Raw genomic sequence first — 18,355 nt, 5'->3', positions numbered from 1 at the left:
AGCCTCAACCATAGTGCTAGGCGCTGATGACATTGAAACCGAGCAATACATAGAGGGCTAGTCCCAGGAGAATGCGGTACCACACAAAGGCACGGTAGCTGTGGGTGGAAATGAATTTCAGGAACCAGCCAATGATGATGAAGCCCACCACGAAGGCGATAACGGTGGCCAAGGCTGTTTCCGGAAGGCCGAAGGGTCCGGTGATTCCTTCCTTCGAGACCACCTTGTACAGCTGGTACAGGCCGCTGCCGAAGACAGCGGGTATGGCAAGCAGGAACGAATACCGTGCGGCGGCTTCACGCGTGTACCCCATCAAGAGGCCGGCCGTGATGGTTCCGCCGGAGCGGGAGACGCCCGGGATGAGAGCCATGGCCTGGGCCAGCCCGTAAAGGATGCCGTGCTTGAAGGTCAATTGGCTCAGCTCGCGTTCCTGCTTGCCGACGGCGTCGGCCACCGCGAGGATCATGCCAAAGACGATGAGCATCGTGGCGACGATCCACAGGCTGCGCAGGACGGATTCGATCTGGTCCTGGAAGAGCAGGCCGAGCACGATGATAGGCACGCTGCCGAGGATGACCAACCAGCCCATCCGCGCGTCGGGATCATCCCTGGAGACTTTCCCCCGCAGCGATCCGAACCAGGCGCGGACAATCCTGACGATGTCGCGCCAAAAGAAAACGATGACGGCCGTCTCGGTGCCTAGCTGGGTAATGGCCGTGAAAGCAGCTCCGGGATCCGCCGCATTGGGCAGGAACGAGCCGACAATTCGCAGGTGTGCGCTTGAAGAAATCGGAAGGAATTCTGTCAGGCCCTGCACGAGGCCAAGGAAGGCTGCTTCTATCCAGTTCACGTGAATAGACCCTACGTCATGATCTACCCGATCTCCCCGTAAGCTATCAGCTATGCAGCAGCGTTACGTCGGCAACAGCGGGTTTCGGGTGTCCACCCTTTCCCTGGGCACTATGTCCTGGGCGGAAGAAACGGACGAACAGGATGCACGGGAACTGCTCCATACGTTCATCGCTGCCGGCGGCACCATGATCGATACCGCCGCTTCCTACGCCGGTGGACGGGCCGAAGCCCTGCTGGGTTCCATGCTGGGGGACGTTGTGGCGCGTTCGGAGGTTGTCCTCTCCACGAAAGCGGGCGTCTCGACGTCGGACGGCCGGCGCAGCGTCGATGCGTCCCGCGGATCCATGCTGTCCGCTCTCGACGCCAGCCTCGCCCGCTTGGGAACCGACTACGTGGACATCTGGTTCGCGCACGCTTGGGACGGAAACGTACCGCTCGAGGAAACCCTTTCCGCGCTGGACCTCGCGTTGCGCTCGGGCCGCGCACGGTACGTCGGCATCTCCAACTACAACGGCTGGCAGACCGCCAAGGCTGCGGCGATCGCGGGATTCACCCTGGTGGCCAACCAATCCGAATACTCGCTCCTGCACAGGAAGCCCGAAGACGAACTGGTGCCTGCCATCGAGGACGCCGGCCTCGGCCTCATGGCGTGGGGGCCCCTCGGCCGCGGAGTGCTCAGCGGCAAATACCGCGGACAGATTCCGTCCGAATCACGGGCGGCTGAAGGCCGCCTCAGCGGCTACGTCGAGAAGTACCTCGATGCGCGGGGAGCACGGATCGTCGAAGCGGCAGCCATGGCTGCGCGCGGCTTGGGACGGTCCGCCGTCGATGTTTCCCTGAGCTGGCTGCTCTCGCGCCCTGGGGTATCCACCGCCATAGTGGGCGCACGCAATGCGGTCCAGCTCAAGGAACTGCTCGATGCGCAGCTTTCGCCTCTTCCCGCCGAAATTTCGAGGGCACTGGAAGACGTTTCAGCGATCTGACTCAACTGAAACTCGGGCATTACTGATCGGGCTTACTGGTCGAGGATCTCCAGCTCGTCTTCGTCGAGGAGTTCATTGTTGTCCTCGTCGTCATCTTCTTCATCGTCGTCGAACACCTGAAGTGGTGTGACTTCCGAGTAGGCCTCGTATAGTGAGTCCTCATATACCTCAAAGGCATCTGCAACGGCGAAAAACGCTGCCTCCACAGTGGGATCTCCTTCGCCCCGGCGGGCGGAAGCGGCAATCAGGTGCTCTTCCAAGGCTGCTGTCAATGACTGAAGCGCGACACGCGGATCGATGCTCATGACTTCACGTTAGCCCGAAAAAGACGAAAATGGAGAGGGATGAGAGAACAATTTCTGAGCAGTTCAGTGGAGCGTCAGCGGGACTACGCAAGGCAGTACGAGTACCTCGTACTGACCGTCAGCCCTGACGATTCCTTGCCCGAGGCGCGGCGTCGGCTCGTGGAGCACTCCGAATACGGCAAGTGGGAACTGGAGCGGAGCATCCTCTATATCGGCGGCGGTCGCCGGTTCTGGCTGCGCCGCAGAGTACTCAACGTACAGCGCACCGTGTAAGCAGCACGGCCGTTATTTCAGGGTCCCCGCTCCAGCGTTCGAGTGTTTCAGCTTTCGAGCGGACCAAGCCACGCGTTGGCAACTGTGGTGTGCGCGGATTCCTCATTGGAGGGATGGAAGATCCCGGCCAGCACATCGCGGTACAGCCGTTCGAGTTCGGAGCCCCGGAAGTAGCTGGAGCCTCCCGAAACTCGTATCGCCACGTCCACGATGGTCCGGGCGTTCTCCGTGGCCCGCACTTTGAGCCCCACGAACTTGGGAAACCACTGCGACCCGTGATCGACCAGGGCATCCACGTCACGGGCCACCGACGCCAAATGCGGCTGGATGGAATCCATTCCCATGGCGGCGTCGGCAATCTTCCAGCGGATGTCCGGGTCCTGCGAAAAGCTTCGGCCCCCGTACTTGGCCGAGGTACGGCGCTTGACGGCCTCGACCGCCAGCGTGAATGCCCGCTCCGCGATGCCTGTGTAGACCGCGGCAAGCAGCGTTTCGAAGCACGCGAAGATCGCGAAGATCAACGGATCCTGGTTGGGTCCTACGGGCAGTTTCCGGAAGATCCGTTCCGGCGGCACCATGGCGCCGTGGAGGAGCGTGGTGTTCGATTGGCTTGCCCGCATGCCCAGGGTGTCCCAGTCATTCAGTGTCTCGTGGCCGGGTGCGTCGCGTTGGATAAAGCCGAAAACCAGCTCACCACTCCCCTCCCGTGCGCCGCCATCCTTGCCGAAGATGCCGAGGCGGGTCCATGCCGGCGACAAGCTCGTGAAGATCTTCCGCCCGGTGAAGCTGTACCCGCCGTCCAGCTGCGGTTCCGCCGTGGTCCCTGAGTCGAAGAGCATGGAGTCATTTCCCGGCTCGGAAATCCCGAAGGCAAAGACCTCGCCGTGTCCGGACTCCTTCAGCACAAAGTCGAGGGAGCCGTCGCCGCGCCTCGCCAGGACGTGCGCGACGCCGGTCCAGACAAGGTGCATGTTGACGGCCAACGCCGTGGCCGGGGCAGCCGTGGCAAGCCGGCGCTGAAGCGCCGCCGCGGCTTCGAGCCCGAGCCCCAGTCCGCCGTCGGACTCCGGGACGAAGATCTTCAGGTATCCCGCCGCGGCGAGCTCCTCAAGATCCTCGTGGAAGAACGAGTTGTTCTGGTCGTACCCCGCGGCGCGGTCCCGGATGCGGCGGAGCATCTCGTCCGGCAGGATCTCTTCGGGGGTCAAGGCGTTCTCCCTAGTAGTTGCTGAGCAGGGTGTTGAGCACCCTGGATCCGAACTTGAGCGAATCGGCAGGAACGCGTTCGTCGACCCCGTGGAACATGCCAGTGAAGTCGAGTTCCTCCGGGAGCATCAACGGGGCGAATCCGTAGCCTGTGATGCCGATCTTGCTGAGCGACTTGTTGTCGGTGCCGCCGGACAAGGTGTAGGGCAGCACTTTGGCGCCGGGGTCTTCCGAGTGCAAGGCATCGATCATGGCGTCCACCAGGTTGCCGGCAAACGGCACTTCCAGGGACACGTCTTTGTTGACGTAGCTGACCTCCACGCCGTCTCCGGCGAGTTTCTTGACGGTTTCGAAGACCATCTCCTGCTGGCCGGGGAGCGTGCGGCAGTCCACCAGCGCTTCGGCCGATTCGGGGATGACGTTGTGCTTGTATCCGGAGCTCAGCAGCGTGGGGTTCGAGGTGTTTTGAAGGGTGGCTCCGACGAAGCGGGCGACGGTGCCGAGTTCCTTCAGCAGGGCCTCGGGATTGTCCGGATCGAACTCGACGCCGGTCAGTTCCGTCACGCCGTCGAGGAACTGACGGGTAGTGGGGGTCAGCTCAATCGGCCAGGGGTATTCGCCGATCCTCATGACTGCCCCGGCCAGGCGGGTGATCGCGTTGTCGGTGTTGATTTGCGAGCCGTGCCCGGCACGGCCGTGCGCCACGAGGCGCAGCCAGGAAAGTCCCTTCTCCGCGGTCTGCAGCAGGTAGGTGCGCTGGCCCCCGATGGTGGCCGAGAACCCACCTACCTCGGAGATCGCTTCCGTTGCGCCGTCGAAGAGTTCCCTGCGATGCTCGACGGCGTAGCGCGCGCCGTGGTTGCCCCCGGCTTCCTCGTCGGCGAAGAAGGCAAAGATGATGTCGCGCTTGGGCTTGCGTCCCGTCCGGGCGAAGTCACGCATGACCGCGAGGATCATGGCGTCCATGTCCTTCATGTCCACGGCGCCGCGTCCCCAGATGAGTCCATCCTTGAGTTCGCCGCTGAAGGGATCCACGGACCACTGGTCCTTGAGCGCCGGAACCACGTCGAGGTGGCCGTGCACCACCAGTGCGCCGGCCGAGGGGTCCTCCCCGGCCATGCGCGTGACAACATTGGCCCGGCCCGGAGCCGACTCGAAGATTTCCGCGTCCAATCCAACTTCATTAATAAGCGCCGCCGTGTATTCCGCTGCGGCGCGTTCGCCAGGACCGGAATCGTCACCGAAGTTCGAGGTGTCTATGCGGATGAGTTCCTGGCAGATCCGGACTACTTCGTCCTCGGGTCGGATATCAGTCATGGAACTCTCCTTGCTGGCTGGGATGGACGTACTCCGTCGGGAAGGCAGGTGGTGCGGACGCTCCCCGCGCGCTTCCCTCAGCCTACCCACCGCATGCCCGTTTGGCCGCGCGCTTTCCCGCGTTTTGGCGCGGATTGGCGAGGCCCAATTGCCGTTGACAGCGCCGTCTCGAGCTCCGGTTTTTTTATTTCCCAGAAACCGTGTTAGAGTTTTTCTCGCTGCTTCGGAGGAAAGAGAAGCGCCGAGAGGCGCAGAACGAACGCTCCGAACACCACCTGCGCGGGTGGCGGAATGGCAGACGCGCTAGCTTGAGGTGCTAGTCCTCGAAAGGGGGTGGGGGTTCAAGTCCCCCTCCGCGCACAATTGCAAGGCCTGGAATTCTGAGAATTCCAGGCCTTGTTTGTTTAACCTGAATTTGCCTTTTCGGACGCTAATGCGGCGTTCATCACATTTATTAAATTGCATTACTGGGAATTCACCACCGGCAATGAATCCGCCGTCGAACCCGGCTCCGGGACCCGGCTCTGAATCCGGCTCCGTCAGGCGCGACGACGGCGGCCGCCCGCGTGGGTGACCGCCGTCGTCGTAGCTGTTGTTGGACCCTGGACCGTGACCCTGAAGCTTGCCCCTGAACCTGGAACCCGAAACCGGCGCCCTACAGCGCCGTCACGGATCCGCTGAAGTGCCTCCTGCCGCTTCGCGGGTTCCAGGCCACGTAGTCCGAACGCTCCCACGAGCCTGACGCGGAGTGGACCGTGCCGATTTCCAGGGCCACCCGCGCCGGAAGGAACACCGGCGCCTCGAAGTTCACGTCCCACCGGAACGCTTCCGACTTCACCGAGCCCACGTCAGCCAAGGCCCGGGACGCAAGGTACATGCCGTGCGCGATCGACCGCGGCAGGCCCAACGCCTTGGCCGAGAGCAGGCTCAAGTGGATCGGATTGAAGTCCCCGGATACGGCGGCGTACAGGCGGCCGGTATCCACTCCGAGCTGCCAGACGGCGGTTGGTGCGGGCGCCCTGAACTCCGGTGGAGCGGCGGCCGCGGCGGCCTTGTCGACTCCCGGAAGGAAGACCCCCTTGGCGAGGTACGTCGAGACGCCGCGCCAGAGCAAGGCCCCGCCGTTGCTTGACCGGACTTCGGCGACGACGTCCAGCTGGGTTCCAGCCCTGTGGCCGCGCATGTGCTCTGCCCAGGACCGGACGTCGAGCGGCTCACTGAACTGGACTGCCCGCAATTGCTCCACATGGTTCTTCAAATGGATCATCCCCAGCAAGGGAAGCGGGAAATCGTCCCGGTTCAGCACGCTCATGGCAACCGGGAACGCAAGGGCATGGATGAAGCCCGCCGGCAGTGCGTCATTCGCTGTCTCCCCGATCAGGTGCTGGTAGGCGGTGAGGTTCGCGACGTCGGCCCGCACCCCGCGGACCTCGTGGCTCCCGTGGGGCAGCGCGGTGGCTGCCTGGAACCCCATCACCCTCCGCCGTGCCGCCGTCGCCGCCGCGTTCACATACAGCTTAGAGAGGGACGGCAGTTCCCCCAGGATGAGCGGTTGTTCCGTAGTCATGCACCCACCAGGTTCTGTCCACAGACCCTGAGCACTTCTCCCGTGATTCCACCGGCCTCGTCCGATGCCAGGAACGCGATTGCCTCTGCCACGTCGCCGGGCAGGCCTCCCTGCTGCAGCGAATTAAGCCTGCGGGCTACTTCCCGGGTAGCGAAGGGGATCCGGGCGGTCATGTCTGTCTCTATGAAGCCGGGCGCGACGGCGTTGATGGAGCTGCCGCGTTCAGCCAGCAAGGGCGCCGTGGCCCTCACCATGCCGATCACTCCCCCTTTGGATGCGGCGTAGTTTGTCTGCCCGCGGTTGCCCGCGATGCCGCTCGTAGAGGCCACGGATACGATCCGCGGGGTTTTGTGGAGCTGGTCCGCACCAAGGAGTGCCTCGTTGATTCTCAACTGCGAGGCGATGTTCACGCCGATGACGGAATTCCAGCGGCCCTCATCCATGTTGGCCAGGAGCTTGTCCCGGGTAATACCCGCGTTGTGGATGACGATGTCCAGCGCGCCATGGCGTTCCACGGCGTGGTCGATGATCCGCCTCCCGGCGTCCCCGGCCGTGATGTCCAATTGCAGGGCAGTGCCATGAACCTCGTTGGCGACGGCGGCGAGGTGGTCACCCGCCGCGGGAATATCCACCACCACGAGCCGGGCGCCGTCCCGGTGCAGCGTCCGTGCGATCGCCGCGCCGATCCCACGGGCGGCTCCCGTCACGACGGCGACCTTCCCGGCCAAGGGCTTGTCGGGGTCGGCGGAAAGTTGGCCGGCGCCTGAGGTAACGGTCAGGAACTGACCATCCACGAACGCGGACCGGCCGGACAGGAAGAAGCGCAGCGCGCCGAGCGTGCTCGGGCTCGTGGTGCCGGCACCGTCCCCGAGGAGAATGCCGTTGGCCGTGGCACCCGCCCGGAGTTCCTTGGCGAGCGAACGGAGCAGCCCGTCGACGCCTTGACGGCCGGCGGCAACAGCCGGGGTGGCAGCGGACGCCGAGGTGCGGGAGATCGTGACCACCCGCGCGCCGGGGGCCAAATCGCGGAGCGACGGAGCCGCAGTGAGAACCGGTCCGGCAAGCTCTTCCGGATGCTCGACGGCGTCAAGCACCAGGACGATCGCACCCAGCTTTTCCTTGGGCAAGGCGGAACGCCGAACGTCGAGGCCCCAGCCCGCCAGGGCGGCAGCCAAGTCGTCGGAGCCGGCGGTTCTGCCGTTGCCGCTCCCGAGTACCAGGACCGGCCCCGGAACCAGCGGCTCTCCCTCTTTGTACCTCCGGAGCACGGCAGGTTGGGGCAGTCCGAGCTTTTTGGCCAGGTCCTTGCCGATCCCGTGGCTGACAAACTGCGTGTATTTGTCCGTCATGCCGGTTACCGACCTTCCGGAGCGGAGTAGGCCTCGAGGATCGCGACGACGCCCTGCCCTCCGGCAGCGCAGATGGAAATGAGTCCGCGCGCAGGGCGGCCGTCAACCGGGCCGTTGTCGTGGAGCATCTTCGCCAGCGAAGCCACGATGCGTCCTCCAGTGGCGGCAAAAGGATGTCCGGCGGCGAGGGACGAGCCATTGACGTTGAGCTTGGCGCGGTCGATCTTGCCGAACGCACCGTCCAGTCCCAGCCTGGTTCGGCCGAATTCCTCGTCTTCCCATGCGGCGAGCGTGCTCAGGACGGTGCCCGCGAAGGCTTCGTGGATTTCGAAGAAGTCGATGTCTTCGAAGGACAGCCCGTTGCGTGCGAGGAGTCGCGGTACTGCAAAGGCCGGGGCCATGAGGAGTCCGTCCTTGCCGTGGACGAAATCGACGGCGGCCGCCTCTCCGTCAACGACGACGGCCAGCTTGGGCAGGCCACGGGCGTCAGCCCAGTCCTCAGTGCCGAGGAGCACCGTGGAGGCGCCGTCCGTGAGCGGAGTCGAGTTGCCGGCCGTCATGGTGGCCTCCGCGCCAAGGCTCTTGCCGAAGACGGGCTTGAGGGTGGCCAACTTCTCCATGGACGTATCGGGCCGGAGGTTCGAATCACGGCTCAGCCCGCGGTATGGAGTGACGAGGTCATCGAAGAAGCCACGATCGTAGGCCGCGGCGAGGTTGTGGTGGCTGTTGAACGCGATCTCGTCCTGGGCTTCGCGGCTGATCTTCCATTGGGCCGTGGTCAGCGCCTGGTGTTCTCCCATCGACAGGCCGGTACGCGGTTCCCCTGTGTTCGGAGCATCCGGGGCGAGGTCCTTGGGACGCAGCCGCGAGAGGACCTTGAGCCGATCGGGCAGGGACTTGGCGCGATTGAGGTCGAGCAGGACCTCGCGGAGGCCCTCGCTGACGGCAATCGGGGCATCGGAGGCAGAGTCGACGCCGCCGGCGATGGCCGAGTCGATCTGGCCAAGCTTGATCTTGTTGGCGAGGCCCAGGACGGTTTCAAGGCCGGTGGCGCACGCCTGCTGGAGATCGTAGGCGGGTGTCTCCGGCGAAAGGGCCGAGCCAAGCACCGCTTCGCGTGTCAGGTTGAAGTCGCGGGAGTGCTTCAGGACAGCTCCGGCTGCGACTTCACCGATCCGTTCCTCCTGAAGGCCGAAGCGTGCGATCAGCCCGTCCAGTGCAGCCGTCAGCATGTCCTGGTTCGAGGATTTGGTGTAGGCGCCCCCGGTACGGGCAAAGGGGATCCTGTTCCCGCCAACCACCACTGCCTTGCGGACTGTACCCGGGGCTACCGGGGATTCGTGTGGCGCGCTCGCGGAATGTGCTGCTGCAGGCATGCGTTGCTCCTTAGATCACATCGGGTTACTGATACCCAGCGTACCTGATACGCTGAGTATCGTGAACATCCCCAGCCCAGGACTTCCCGCCGACCGCGACGCCGTGACCCCGCCCCCCACGGACAGCGAGGCTCCCGCCGTCGACGGCCGTGCCGCCCGCTGGCAGGTCCACCGCGAAGAACGCCGGCGGGAACTCATCAAGGCCGCCCGCAAAGCCGTCCATGCACTGGGCAGCGACGCCTCCATGGAGGACATCGCGACCGCGGCCAGCACCTCCAAGTCGGTGTACTACCGCTATTTCGGGGACAAAGCCGGCTTGCAGCAAGCCATGGGCGAAGTAGTCCTCGGACAAATGCAACGACGAATGAAGGAAGCGGCAGAAAGCGCTCAAACTCCCCGCGAAGGCCTGTTCGCCATGGTTTCCGCGTACCTGCAGATGGCGGAGTCCAGCCCCGCCGTCTACGCGTTCATCACGCGGCTCTCGCAAGGGGAACCATCGGCGCAAGACGCCATCGCAGCTTCGGGAGCCCTTGGCCACTTCTTCGAATCAATCAGCGCCATGATCGCCAGGCCCATGCGGGAACACCTGGGGGCGGAAAAGGAAGCGTTGATCGACTACTGGCCCACCGCCGCCATCGGGCTTGTCCGCAATGCCGGCGAGAGGTGGCTCGGCAGTCCCGCCTCCCCCGCTAAGCCCGACCAGGAAACCATGGCGGCCCGGATCACCGATTGGCTGTGCGTGGGAATCGCCCCGGAACTCAAGATCAACTCCCCTGAATATCAGCAATGACTCCACGTTGTTCGGAACCAAAGAAGGAATGACCATGACTGAAGTAGTGGACCGCACCTCCTCCAGCAACCGGGTGGCCGCGGAAACGGCTGCAACCACACAGCCAGTTGAGCCCGCCCCCACGGTGGACGTAGCGGCCCTTGGCGAACTGCTGCTCGGCAAGTGGGCCCACATCCGGCACACGGCACGTGACCTCGCGGGCCGCCCCGAGGTGCACAAGATCGAAGGCTTGACGCATACCGAGCACCGCAAGCGCGTCTTCGGGCAGCTCAAGTACCTCGTGGACAACAACGCCGTGCACCGGGCTTTCCCCACCAGCCTGGGCGGTTCGGATGACCACGGCGGCAACATCGCCGGCTTCGAGGAGCTCGTCACTGCCGATCCATCACTGCAGATCAAGGCCGGCGTCCAGTGGGGCCTCTTCGGTTCAGCCGTGATGCACCTCGGCACGAAAGAGCACCAGGACAAATGGCTGCCCGGGATCATGAGCCTGGAGATCCCCGGCTGCTTCGCCATGACCGAAACCGGGCACGGCTCCGATGTTGCGAGCATTGCCACCACGGCCACCTACGACGAGGCCACCCAGGAGTTCGTCATCAACACTCCGTTCCGCGCCGCGTGGAAGGACTACATCGGCAACGCAGCCGAGGATGGCCTGGCCGCCGTCGTATTCGCCCAACTGGTCACCCGCAATGTGAACCATGGCGTCCACGCGTTCTATGTCGAGCTGAGGGACCCGGACACCAAAGAGTTCCTGCCCGGAATCGGCGGCGAGGACGACGGTATCAAGGGCGGGCTCAACGGGATCGACAACGGCCGCCTCCACTTCACCGACGTCCGCGTCCCGCGCACCAGCCTGCTCAACCGTTACGGCAACGTCGCCCCCGACGGCGAATACACCTCGCCGATCGCCAGCCCGGGACGGCGCTTCTTCACGATGCTGGGTACTTTGGTGCAAGGCCGGGTCTCCCTCGACGGAGCCGCAGTCGCAGCCAGCAAGGTGGCCTTGACGACAGCCATCCGGTACGCCGCCGAACGGCGCCAGTTCAACGCCTCATCCCCCACGGACGAGGAAGTACTGCTGGACTACCAGCGGCACCAGCGCCGCTTGTTCACTCGCCTTGCCACCACCGTTGCGGCGAGCTTCGCGCATGAGCAGCTGCTCGAAAAGTTCGACGATGTCTTCTCCGGCCGGCACGACACCGACGCCGACCGCCAGGACCTCGAGACCCTGGCCGCCGCCCTCAAGCCGATGAGCACCTGGCACGCCCTCGACACCCTGCAAGAGTGCCGCGAGGCCTGCGGCGGCGCCGGATTCCTGATCGAGAACCGATTCGCCTCGCTGCGTGCGGACCTGGACGTCTATGCCACTTTCGAAGGGGACAACACCGTGCTTCTGCAGCTCGTGGCTAAGCGCCTCCTGGCGGACTATGCCAAAGAGTTCCGCAATGTCGACTTTGGCGTGCTGGCCCGCTTCGTCGCTGCCCAGGCTGCCGACGTCGCCATCAACCGGACCGGCCTGCGGCAAGTGGCGCAGTTCGTGGCGGACACCGGATCAGTCCAGAAGGCTGCTTTGGCCCTGCGGGACGAGGAAGGCCAACGCACGCTCCTGACGGACCGGGTGCAGTCCATGGTGGCGGAGGTCGGTTCGGCGCTCAAGGGTGCGAACAAGCTTCCGCAGCACCAAGGCGCCGCCCTGTTCAACCAGCACCAGGACGATCTGATTGAAGCCGCCCAGGCCCACGCCGAGCTACTGCAATGGGAAGCGTTCACGGAAGCCCTTGGCAAGGTCGGCGATCCGGGCACCTTGCGAGTGCTGACCTGGCTCCGCGACCTGTTCGGCCTTTCGCTCATTGAGAAGCACTTGTCCTGGTACCTCATGAACGGCCGCCTCTCCATGCAGCGCGGACGCACTGTGGGGGCCTACATCAACAGGCTGCTCGTCAAGATCCGTCCCCACGCCCTGGACCTGGTCGATTCCTTCGGCTACGGTCCGGAGCACTTGCGGGCGGCCATCGCCTCGGGGGCCGAGAAGGAACGCCAGGACGAAGCCCGGGGCTACTTCCAGGCGCAGAGGGCAAGCGGCGAGGCACCCGCCGAGGAGAAGAGCCTCCTCGCCTTGAAGGGCCGCACCCCTCAGCGGGGGTGCGGCGCCGCCGTCGTTCTTCCCCAACTGACTCGCATTTGTTGTCGTTATGAGCCCTCATAACGACACTTACTGCGAGTCAGTTGGGCTGGTGGGCTACGGGGTGAGGACCGAGCGATAGACCTCAAGGGTTGTTTCGGTGATCGATTCCCAGGAAAAGTGTTCCTCCGCCCGGACGCGGCCCGCGGCGCCCATGACCTTGGCTCGCGCAGGATCGGACACCACCTCGTTGAGGGCGGCGGCGAAATCTGCGACGAACTTTTCGGGATCCAGCGGGGTGCCGGTACCGTCCGTGACCTGCTCCAGTTCCACCAGCAGTCCTGTTTCACCGTGCTGAACCACTTCGGGGATGCCGCCTGTAGCGCTGGCCACCACGGCTGCGCCACATGCCATGGCCTCAAGGTTGACGATGCCGAGGGGTTCGTAGATCGACGGGCAGGCGAAGGCCGTGGCATGGCTGAGGACCTGGATGAGCTCATGCCGCGGAAGCATGCGTTCGATGACCAGGACACCTTCGCGTTTGCCCTGCAATTCCTCGATGAGCCGGGCCGTTTCGGCCGCGAGTTCCGGAGTGTCCGCCGCGCCCAAGCACAGCACAAGCTGCACATCGTCGGGCAGGCTGGCCGCAGCCTTCAGGAGGTAAGGAACGCCCTTCTGCCGGGTGTTGCGCCCGACGAAGACCACACTCGGCTTGGCGGGGTCGATGCCGAGGGCACGGATTGCGTCTTCGCCTTCGTCCGGCTGCCACATGTCGACGTCGATGCCGTTGTGGACCACGCGGACCTTGGCGGGATCCACGTTCGGATAGCTGCGCAGGATGTCCTTCCGCATGCCTTCCGAGACGGCGATGATAGCGGCGGCAGCCTCATAGGCGGTTTTTTCAACCCATGAGGACAACGCGTAGCCGCCACCCAACTGCTCCGCTTTCCATGGGCGCAACGGCTCCAGGCTATGTGCGCTGAGCACGTGGGGTATCCCATGCAACAGGGACGCCAGGTGGCCGGCCATGTTGGCGTACCAGGTATGGGAATGGACCAGGTCCGCTCCGGCGATGTCCGGCACGATGCGCAAATCCACGCCAAGGGTCTGGACAGCGGCATTGGCCGCGCCCAGATCATCCGGTGTGGAATACGACGTCACCGTTGCCCCGTGGAAGTCCGCATCACGGGGCGCGCCAAAGGCACGCACCTGCAGATCCACGTGCTTCGCCAAGACGCGGCTGAGCTCGGCAACATGCACACCGGCCCCGCCATAGATTTCGGGTGGAAACTCTTTAGTCACAATGTCTACGCGCACGCTACCTAACGTAGTCCTTCCGGAGTATGTGTTCTAGTGTGAAAGGGTCCGGCAACCCGGGCTTTTTTCGGGGGCTACAAAGACGTACAGGGAGAGCAAACACCATGGCGTTGAAGAAAGTATTGTCAATTGTGTTGGCAGGCGGCGAAGGAAACCGCCTTATGCCATTGACGGCAGACAGGGCAAAACCTGCGGTGCCGTTTGCGGGGGGCTATCGGTTGATCGATTTCGCTCTCTCGAATCTGGTCAATTCCGGGTACCTCCAGATCGTGGTGTTGACCCAGTACAAGTCGCACAGTCTTGACCGCCACATCTCCGAGACCTGGCGGATGTCCACCCAGCTGGGAAGATATGTCGCCTCGGTTCCGGCCCAGCAGCGCGTGGGCAAGAGCTGGTTCCTCGGCAGCGCGAATGCCATCTACCAGTCCCTGAACCTGATTCACGACGCCAACCCGGACATTGTGGTGGTTGTCGGAGCGGACCACGTCTACCGCATGGACTTCCAGCAAATGGTTCAACAGCACGTTGCGAGCGGAGCCAAGGCCACGGTTGCGGCCGTCCGCCAGCCGCTGAACATGGCCAACCAGTTCGGCGTCATCGAGGTCGACAAGAACGATCCCCAGAAGATCTCGGCGTTCGTGGAAAAGCCCGCTGAAACGGAAGGCCTCGCCGCCGATCCCTCGCAGTTCCTTGCTTCCATGGGCAACTATGTCTTTGACGCCGATGCCCTGGTGGAAGCACTTCGCATCGATGCGGAGCGCTTGGACACCAAGCACGACATGGGCGGCGACATCATCCCCTATTTCGTGTCCCAGGGTGAGGCCGGCGTCTACGACTTCACGCTCAACGACATCCCCGGATCCACCGACCGCGACCGCACCTACTGGCGTGACGTTGGAACCATCGATTCGTTCTATGACGCCCACATGGACCTGATTTCCCCGGTCCCCGTGTTCAACCTGTACAACTCGGAATGGCCCATCTACACGCGGCAGAGCATCTCTCCGCCGGCCAAGTTCGTCCGGGGAGACAACAACACGGTCGGCACCGCTTTGGACTCCATCGTGGCCAGCGGCTCGGTGATCTCCGGAGGAATCGTGGAAGGGTCCGTCCTCTCCAACGATGTCTACGTTGGACCGGCCAGCAGGATCCAGGACTCGGTGCTGATGGACAAGGTGCGCATCGGTGAAGGCGCCGTCATCAAGCGGGCCATCATCGACAAGAACGTGAAGGTTCCTGCCGGGGCCGCCATTGGATTGGATGCCGACCTCGACCGCGCGCGCGGCTTCAAGGTCACCGAATCCGGAATCACCGTACTCGCCAAGGGTCAGGTAGTACCGGAGCCTGACGGTTCCGAGCTTGCCCTGGCTGCCGAGTACCGCCGCTCGGTGCCGGAAGCAATCAAGGCTGCCACGGAGAAGTTCCCCGACATCAGGGACTCCGCGGAGCAGGTCACGAAAATCCAGGCGGACTCGGTAGAGGTCTGACCCGGAACACCGGAACCAGGATAGCCCCCGGCCTCCCGGCCGACAGCAGGCCTCCAGCCTCTGTTGCCCGGGAGGCTTTGCTGTGCCTGACCCTGTAAAATTGACCCAATGAGCCCCGCCGATTTGACGCCTGAAGAAATCCAGGCCTGCCTCAAGGTCTTGAACACCATCCACGCCTACGACGAGGAGCACCCGGACTACGTCGCAATCCGTCGTGCCACGGGAAAGATGTTCAAAGCCGTCAAGCGGCATCGCCGGGTCACCAAACGGGACGAGATCGCGGAAGCCGACCGCGCCGTCATCGCACTGACCGCCACCGCGGCCCCGGACAGGATCGACGACGAAACCCGCGGCAACAAGCTGGCAACCTCGGCGACGGGCGAAATCGCCGGCCACCTCATCCGTTCCAGGCCCTGCTACATCTGCAAGCAGCACTACACGCAGGTAGACGCGTTCTACCACCAGTTGTGCCCGGAATGTGCGGCCTTCAGCCACAGCAAGCGCGATGCCCGCACCGACCTCAGCGGACGCCGCGCCCTCCTCACGGGCGGGCGCGCCAAGATCGGCATGTACATCGCCCTCCGCTTGCTCCGCGACGGCGCACACACGACGATCACCACCCGCTTCCCCAAAGACGCGGCACGACGCTTCGCCGCCATGGAAGACAGTGCTGACTGGTTGCACCGGCTCAGGATTGTGGGCATCGACCTCCGGGACCCCTCACAGGTCATGGCCCTCACCGATTCCCTCAACGAAGCCGGCCCGCTCGATATCATCATCAACAACGCCGCCCAGACCGTCCGGCGTTCGGGGAATGCGTACAAGCCCTTGGTCGATGCCGAGGACGAGCCGCTGCCTGAGGCCTTGGAGGCAGCCAACGGCGGCCCCGAACTCGTCACCTTCGGGCATGCCCACGACAAACACCCGTTGGCCATCACCCACAGCGTCACGGAACATCCCGTGCTCGCGGGAGATGCGATTACCTCGCTCGCGCTGTCCACGGGCTCCGCGTCGTTGGAGCGGATAGCGACAGGCACCGCGATCGATGCCGGCGGCCTGGTTCCCGACCTCGCGGCCATCAATAGCTGGACCCAGGTGGTGGACGAAGTAGATCCGCTGGAGATGCTCGAGGTTCAACTCTGCAACGTCACGGCGCCGTTCCTCTTGGTCAGCCGACTCCGAGGGGCCATGAAGCGTTCCACCGCACGCAGGAAGTACATCGTGAACGTCTCGGCCATGGAAGGGCAGTTCTCCCGCGCCTACAAGGGCCCCGGGCACCCGCACACAAACATGGCAAAGGCCGCGTTGAACATGATGACGCGGACCAGTGCACAAGAGATGCTGGACAGCGACGGGATCCTGATGACCGCCGTCGACACCGGATGGATCACGGACGAACGCCCGCATTACACCAAAGTGCGGCTCATGGAGGAAGGCTTCCACGCGCCGCTCGACCTTGTGGATGGAGCGGCGCGTGTCTACGATCCCATCGTCATGGGCGAAAACGGCGAAGACCAGTACGGCGTCTTCCTGAAGGACTACAAGCCCTCCCCCTGGTAAATCCAGGCGGAGGGCCGCGGTCCTGCTAAGTGAGCCGGGTTATCTCGACAGTGACGGTGAGGCCTGAGCCGCCGCCCCCGGACAAGATCCCCTTCAAGGGCGGAACATCCCGGTAATCCCGGCCCCGCGCCACGGTGACGTGGAGATCTCCGGCAGGCTTGTGGTTGGTGGGATCCCAGCTGCGCCATTCGCCGTCCCACCATTCCAGCCACGCGTGGGATTGGCCCGCGACGGTTTCGCCGATCTCGGCCGTGGGCCGCGGATGGATGTACCCGGACACGTACCGGGCCGGGATACCGCAGCTGCGGAGTGAGCCGATAGCCAAGTGGGCCAGGTCCTGGCAGACTCCTTGACGCTGGTTCCAGGCTTCTTCGGCGTTGGTGGTGACGCCCGTGGTGCCCTTCACATAGCTCATTTCGCCGCGCATCCATTCGAAAATGGCCATGGCTGTCTCGTGCGGATTCTTGCCGGCGACGACGGCGGGAATGATGCCGAGGACTTCCTCCCCCGGACCCGTGAGCTGCGACTGTGGCAGCCAGTCGCTGAACTGGTCCCGGATCTCGTCGGAAGCCATCACATCCCAGCCCACAATCTCGTCGTCCAGGGCGACCCGCTCCACCCGGTGGACCTCAACGGTGGTGGTTGCCACCACTTCGAGGCGCTCGTGCGGCATCTGCATATCGAAGGCGGTGACGCGGGTACCCCAATAGTCACGGTAGGTGCTCACGGCAGCTTGCGACGGCGTGATCTTCAGCGAGGATTCAAGCACCACCTGTTGCGGATCGGTCAACGGGGTCATGCGTGCCTCGTTGTACGACAGGGTCACTCGGCGGTTGTATTTGTAGGCCGTCTTGTGGACGATGCTCAGCCGGGTCATGAAACTTCTCCCACCCAGGCCAGTTCATCCGCCTGATTGAAGTACTTACGGGAAATCGCGTCGGAGGCCTGCGTGACGGCTTTCTGCACCCGGTCCATGTGCTCGGGCAGCTCGGACATGAGATCGTCCGTGCGATGGAACTCAAGGAAGGTACGGGCCTGGCCGACGATCCGACGGGCGTCGTTGATGAAGCCCACCCGCTGGGCGGAGGGATCCAGCTTGGCCAGGCATTCGTCGGCGTCGCGCAGGGCGAAGACGATGGAGCGGGGAAACAAACGGTCCAGCAGGAGGAACTCCGCGGCGTGTTGGTCTCCGAACGCCGCACGGCGGGTCCGAAGGAACGACTCGTAGGCGCCGGCGCAACGCAACATGTTCACCCAGGACATTCCGGCGGAGAGCACATCCCGGGTGGAGAGCATCCGCGCGGTCATGTCGGCGCGTTCGAGCGAGCGACCGAGGACCAGGAAGAGCCAGCTTTCGTCGTGGCTCACCGTAGTGTCCGCGAGGCCCCTGACCATTGCGGTGCGTTCCAGGACCCAGTTGCAGAAGCGGTACGTACCCACGACGTCTTTACGGTGCTGGTTCAGCCCGTAGTAGGTGGTGTTGAGGCTCTCCCACAATGACGAGGACACAGTCTCGCGCGCGCGCCGCGCATTTTCACGCGCGGCCCCCAGGGACCCGGCAATCGAGGTGGCACTCGTCTTGTCGTAGGCGAGGGCGTGCAGCAGCTCCGGCAAGCCGAATTCCTCGCTCTGTGGCCGGGCTCCCATGACAGCCAGGAGTTCCCTCGCCACACTGCGTTGCTCCTCGAGCGGAAGGTGGTTTAGGCGTTCTAGATGGACGTCCAGGATTCTGGCCGTTCCGTCGGCCCGCTCCACGTAACGGCCGATCCAGAAAAGGGATTCAGCAATACGGCTCAGCATGGGGCTGTGCCTCCTTCGGGTCCTGCGTTGTGACGATGAATGTATCCT

At 64.0% G+C, this 18,355-nt stretch carries 16 protein-coding genes and 1 tRNA gene; 7 read left to right on the top strand and 10 right to left on the bottom strand.

Going from position 1 to position 18,355, the window contains the following annotated elements; all coding sequences use genetic code 11:
- Positions 1–16: 16 nt before the first annotated feature.
- Positions 17–850 carry an undecaprenyl-diphosphate phosphatase gene (locus AC1DJB_RS09590; protein WP_059389239.1) on the bottom strand — a complete coding sequence of 278 codons (834 nt, stop codon included), beginning with the start codon at positions 848–850 and terminating at the stop codon, positions 17–19.
- 52 nt (positions 851–902) lie between these two features.
- On the opposite strand from AC1DJB_RS09590, the gene AC1DJB_RS09585 reads away from it, so the two are divergent.
- Complete coding sequence (locus AC1DJB_RS09585) at positions 903–1,835, top strand: aldo/keto reductase (RefSeq protein ID WP_306959680.1); 933 nt, start codon at positions 903–905, stop codon at positions 1,833–1,835.
- 32 nt (positions 1,836–1,867) lie between these two features.
- Here the strand turns inward: AC1DJB_RS09585 and AC1DJB_RS09580 are convergent, their stop codons facing one another.
- On the bottom strand, positions 1,868–2,140 hold the full coding sequence (locus tag AC1DJB_RS09580) for a hypothetical protein (protein WP_059389240.1): 273 nt from the start codon (positions 2,138–2,140) through the stop codon (positions 1,868–1,870).
- A 39-nt stretch (positions 2,141–2,179) separates the two neighbouring features.
- Between AC1DJB_RS09580 and AC1DJB_RS09575 the strand changes: the two genes are divergently transcribed.
- Complete coding sequence (locus AC1DJB_RS09575; RefSeq protein WP_059389241.1) at positions 2,180–2,413, top strand: DUF5703 family protein; 234 nt, start codon at positions 2,180–2,182, stop codon at positions 2,411–2,413.
- A gap of 47 nt (positions 2,414–2,460) precedes the next feature.
- Here AC1DJB_RS09575 and AC1DJB_RS09570 read toward each other — a convergent pair whose 3' ends face one another.
- Both AC1DJB_RS09570 and AC1DJB_RS09565 read right to left on the bottom strand, forming a co-directional pair.
- Complete coding sequence (locus tag AC1DJB_RS09570) at positions 2,461–3,621, bottom strand: acyl-CoA dehydrogenase family protein (protein ID WP_476910162.1); 1,161 nt, start codon at positions 3,619–3,621, stop codon at positions 2,461–2,463.
- Between the two features lie 10 nt (positions 3,622–3,631).
- Complete coding sequence (locus AC1DJB_RS09565) at positions 3,632–4,936, bottom strand: M20/M25/M40 family metallo-hydrolase (RefSeq protein ID WP_476910161.1); 1,305 nt, start codon at positions 4,934–4,936, stop codon at positions 3,632–3,634.
- 277 nt (positions 4,937–5,213) lie between these two features.
- Here AC1DJB_RS09565 and AC1DJB_RS09560 point away from each other — a divergent pair.
- Positions 5,214–5,296 (top strand) — tRNA-Leu (locus AC1DJB_RS09560).
- A 295-nt stretch (positions 5,297–5,591) separates the two neighbouring features.
- Here AC1DJB_RS09560 and AC1DJB_RS09555 read toward each other — a convergent pair.
- The 3 genes from AC1DJB_RS09555 to AC1DJB_RS09545 are packed head-to-tail and all read right to left on the bottom strand — an operon-like array spanning position 5,592 to position 9,228.
- Entirely contained in the window at positions 5,592–6,503 is a 912-nt protein-coding gene (locus tag AC1DJB_RS09555) for a MaoC family dehydratase (RefSeq protein ID WP_441437889.1), read from the bottom strand.
- Positions 6,500–7,852, bottom strand: coding sequence for a 3-oxoacyl-ACP reductase (locus AC1DJB_RS09550; RefSeq protein WP_306959671.1), 1,353 nt, complete (start codon positions 7,850–7,852; stop codon positions 6,500–6,502). The genes AC1DJB_RS09555 and AC1DJB_RS09550 overlap by 4 nt, the downstream gene beginning before the upstream one ends.
- A 5-nt stretch (positions 7,853–7,857) precedes the next feature.
- A complete protein-coding gene (locus tag AC1DJB_RS09545; RefSeq protein WP_059389244.1) occupies positions 7,858–9,228 on the bottom strand; it encodes an acetyl-CoA C-acetyltransferase in 1,371 nt (456 codons plus the stop codon).
- Between the two features lie 61 nt (positions 9,229–9,289).
- Between AC1DJB_RS09545 and AC1DJB_RS09540 the strand changes: the two genes are divergently transcribed.
- On the top strand, positions 9,290–10,018 hold the full coding sequence (locus AC1DJB_RS09540) for a TetR/AcrR family transcriptional regulator (RefSeq protein ID WP_441437888.1): 729 nt from the start codon (positions 9,290–9,292) through the stop codon (positions 10,016–10,018).
- Positions 10,019–10,052: 34 nt separating this feature from the next.
- On the top strand, positions 10,053–12,227 hold the full coding sequence (locus AC1DJB_RS09535; protein WP_476910160.1) for an acyl-CoA dehydrogenase family protein: 2,175 nt from the start codon (positions 10,053–10,055) through the stop codon (positions 12,225–12,227).
- 33 nt (positions 12,228–12,260) lie between these two features.
- Here AC1DJB_RS09535 and glgA read toward each other — a convergent pair whose 3' ends face one another.
- On the bottom strand, positions 12,261–13,460 hold the full coding sequence (gene glgA, locus AC1DJB_RS09530; protein WP_306959666.1) for a glycogen synthase: 1,200 nt from the start codon (positions 13,458–13,460) through the stop codon (positions 12,261–12,263).
- Positions 13,461–13,564: 104 nt separating this feature from the next.
- Between glgA and glgC the strand changes: the two genes are divergently transcribed.
- A complete protein-coding gene (glgC, locus tag AC1DJB_RS09525; RefSeq protein WP_059389246.1) occupies positions 13,565–14,947 on the top strand; it encodes a glucose-1-phosphate adenylyltransferase in 1,383 nt (460 codons plus the stop codon).
- 108 nt (positions 14,948–15,055) lie between these two features.
- Complete coding sequence (locus tag AC1DJB_RS09520) at positions 15,056–16,507, top strand: SDR family oxidoreductase (protein ID WP_059389247.1); 1,452 nt, start codon at positions 15,056–15,058, stop codon at positions 16,505–16,507.
- 25 nt (positions 16,508–16,532) lie between these two features.
- Here AC1DJB_RS09520 and AC1DJB_RS09515 read toward each other — a convergent pair whose 3' ends face one another.
- Together AC1DJB_RS09515 and AC1DJB_RS09510 are read right to left on the bottom strand one after the other, a co-directional pair.
- Positions 16,533–17,384, bottom strand: coding sequence for a transglutaminase family protein (locus tag AC1DJB_RS09515; protein ID WP_284988187.1), 852 nt, complete (start codon positions 17,382–17,384; stop codon positions 16,533–16,535).
- Entirely contained in the window at positions 17,381–18,307 is a 927-nt protein-coding gene (locus AC1DJB_RS09510) for an alpha-E domain-containing protein (protein WP_078108851.1), read from the bottom strand. Before AC1DJB_RS09510 ends, AC1DJB_RS09515 begins: the two co-directional genes overlap by 4 nt.
- Positions 18,308–18,355: the final 48 nt, after the last annotated feature.

The sequence above is a fragment of the Arthrobacter sp. 01T428 genome (genome assembly GCF_056398685.1).
Note: the sequence above shows the minus strand (reverse complement) of the source record. Positions and strands in the feature narration are given on the sequence as shown.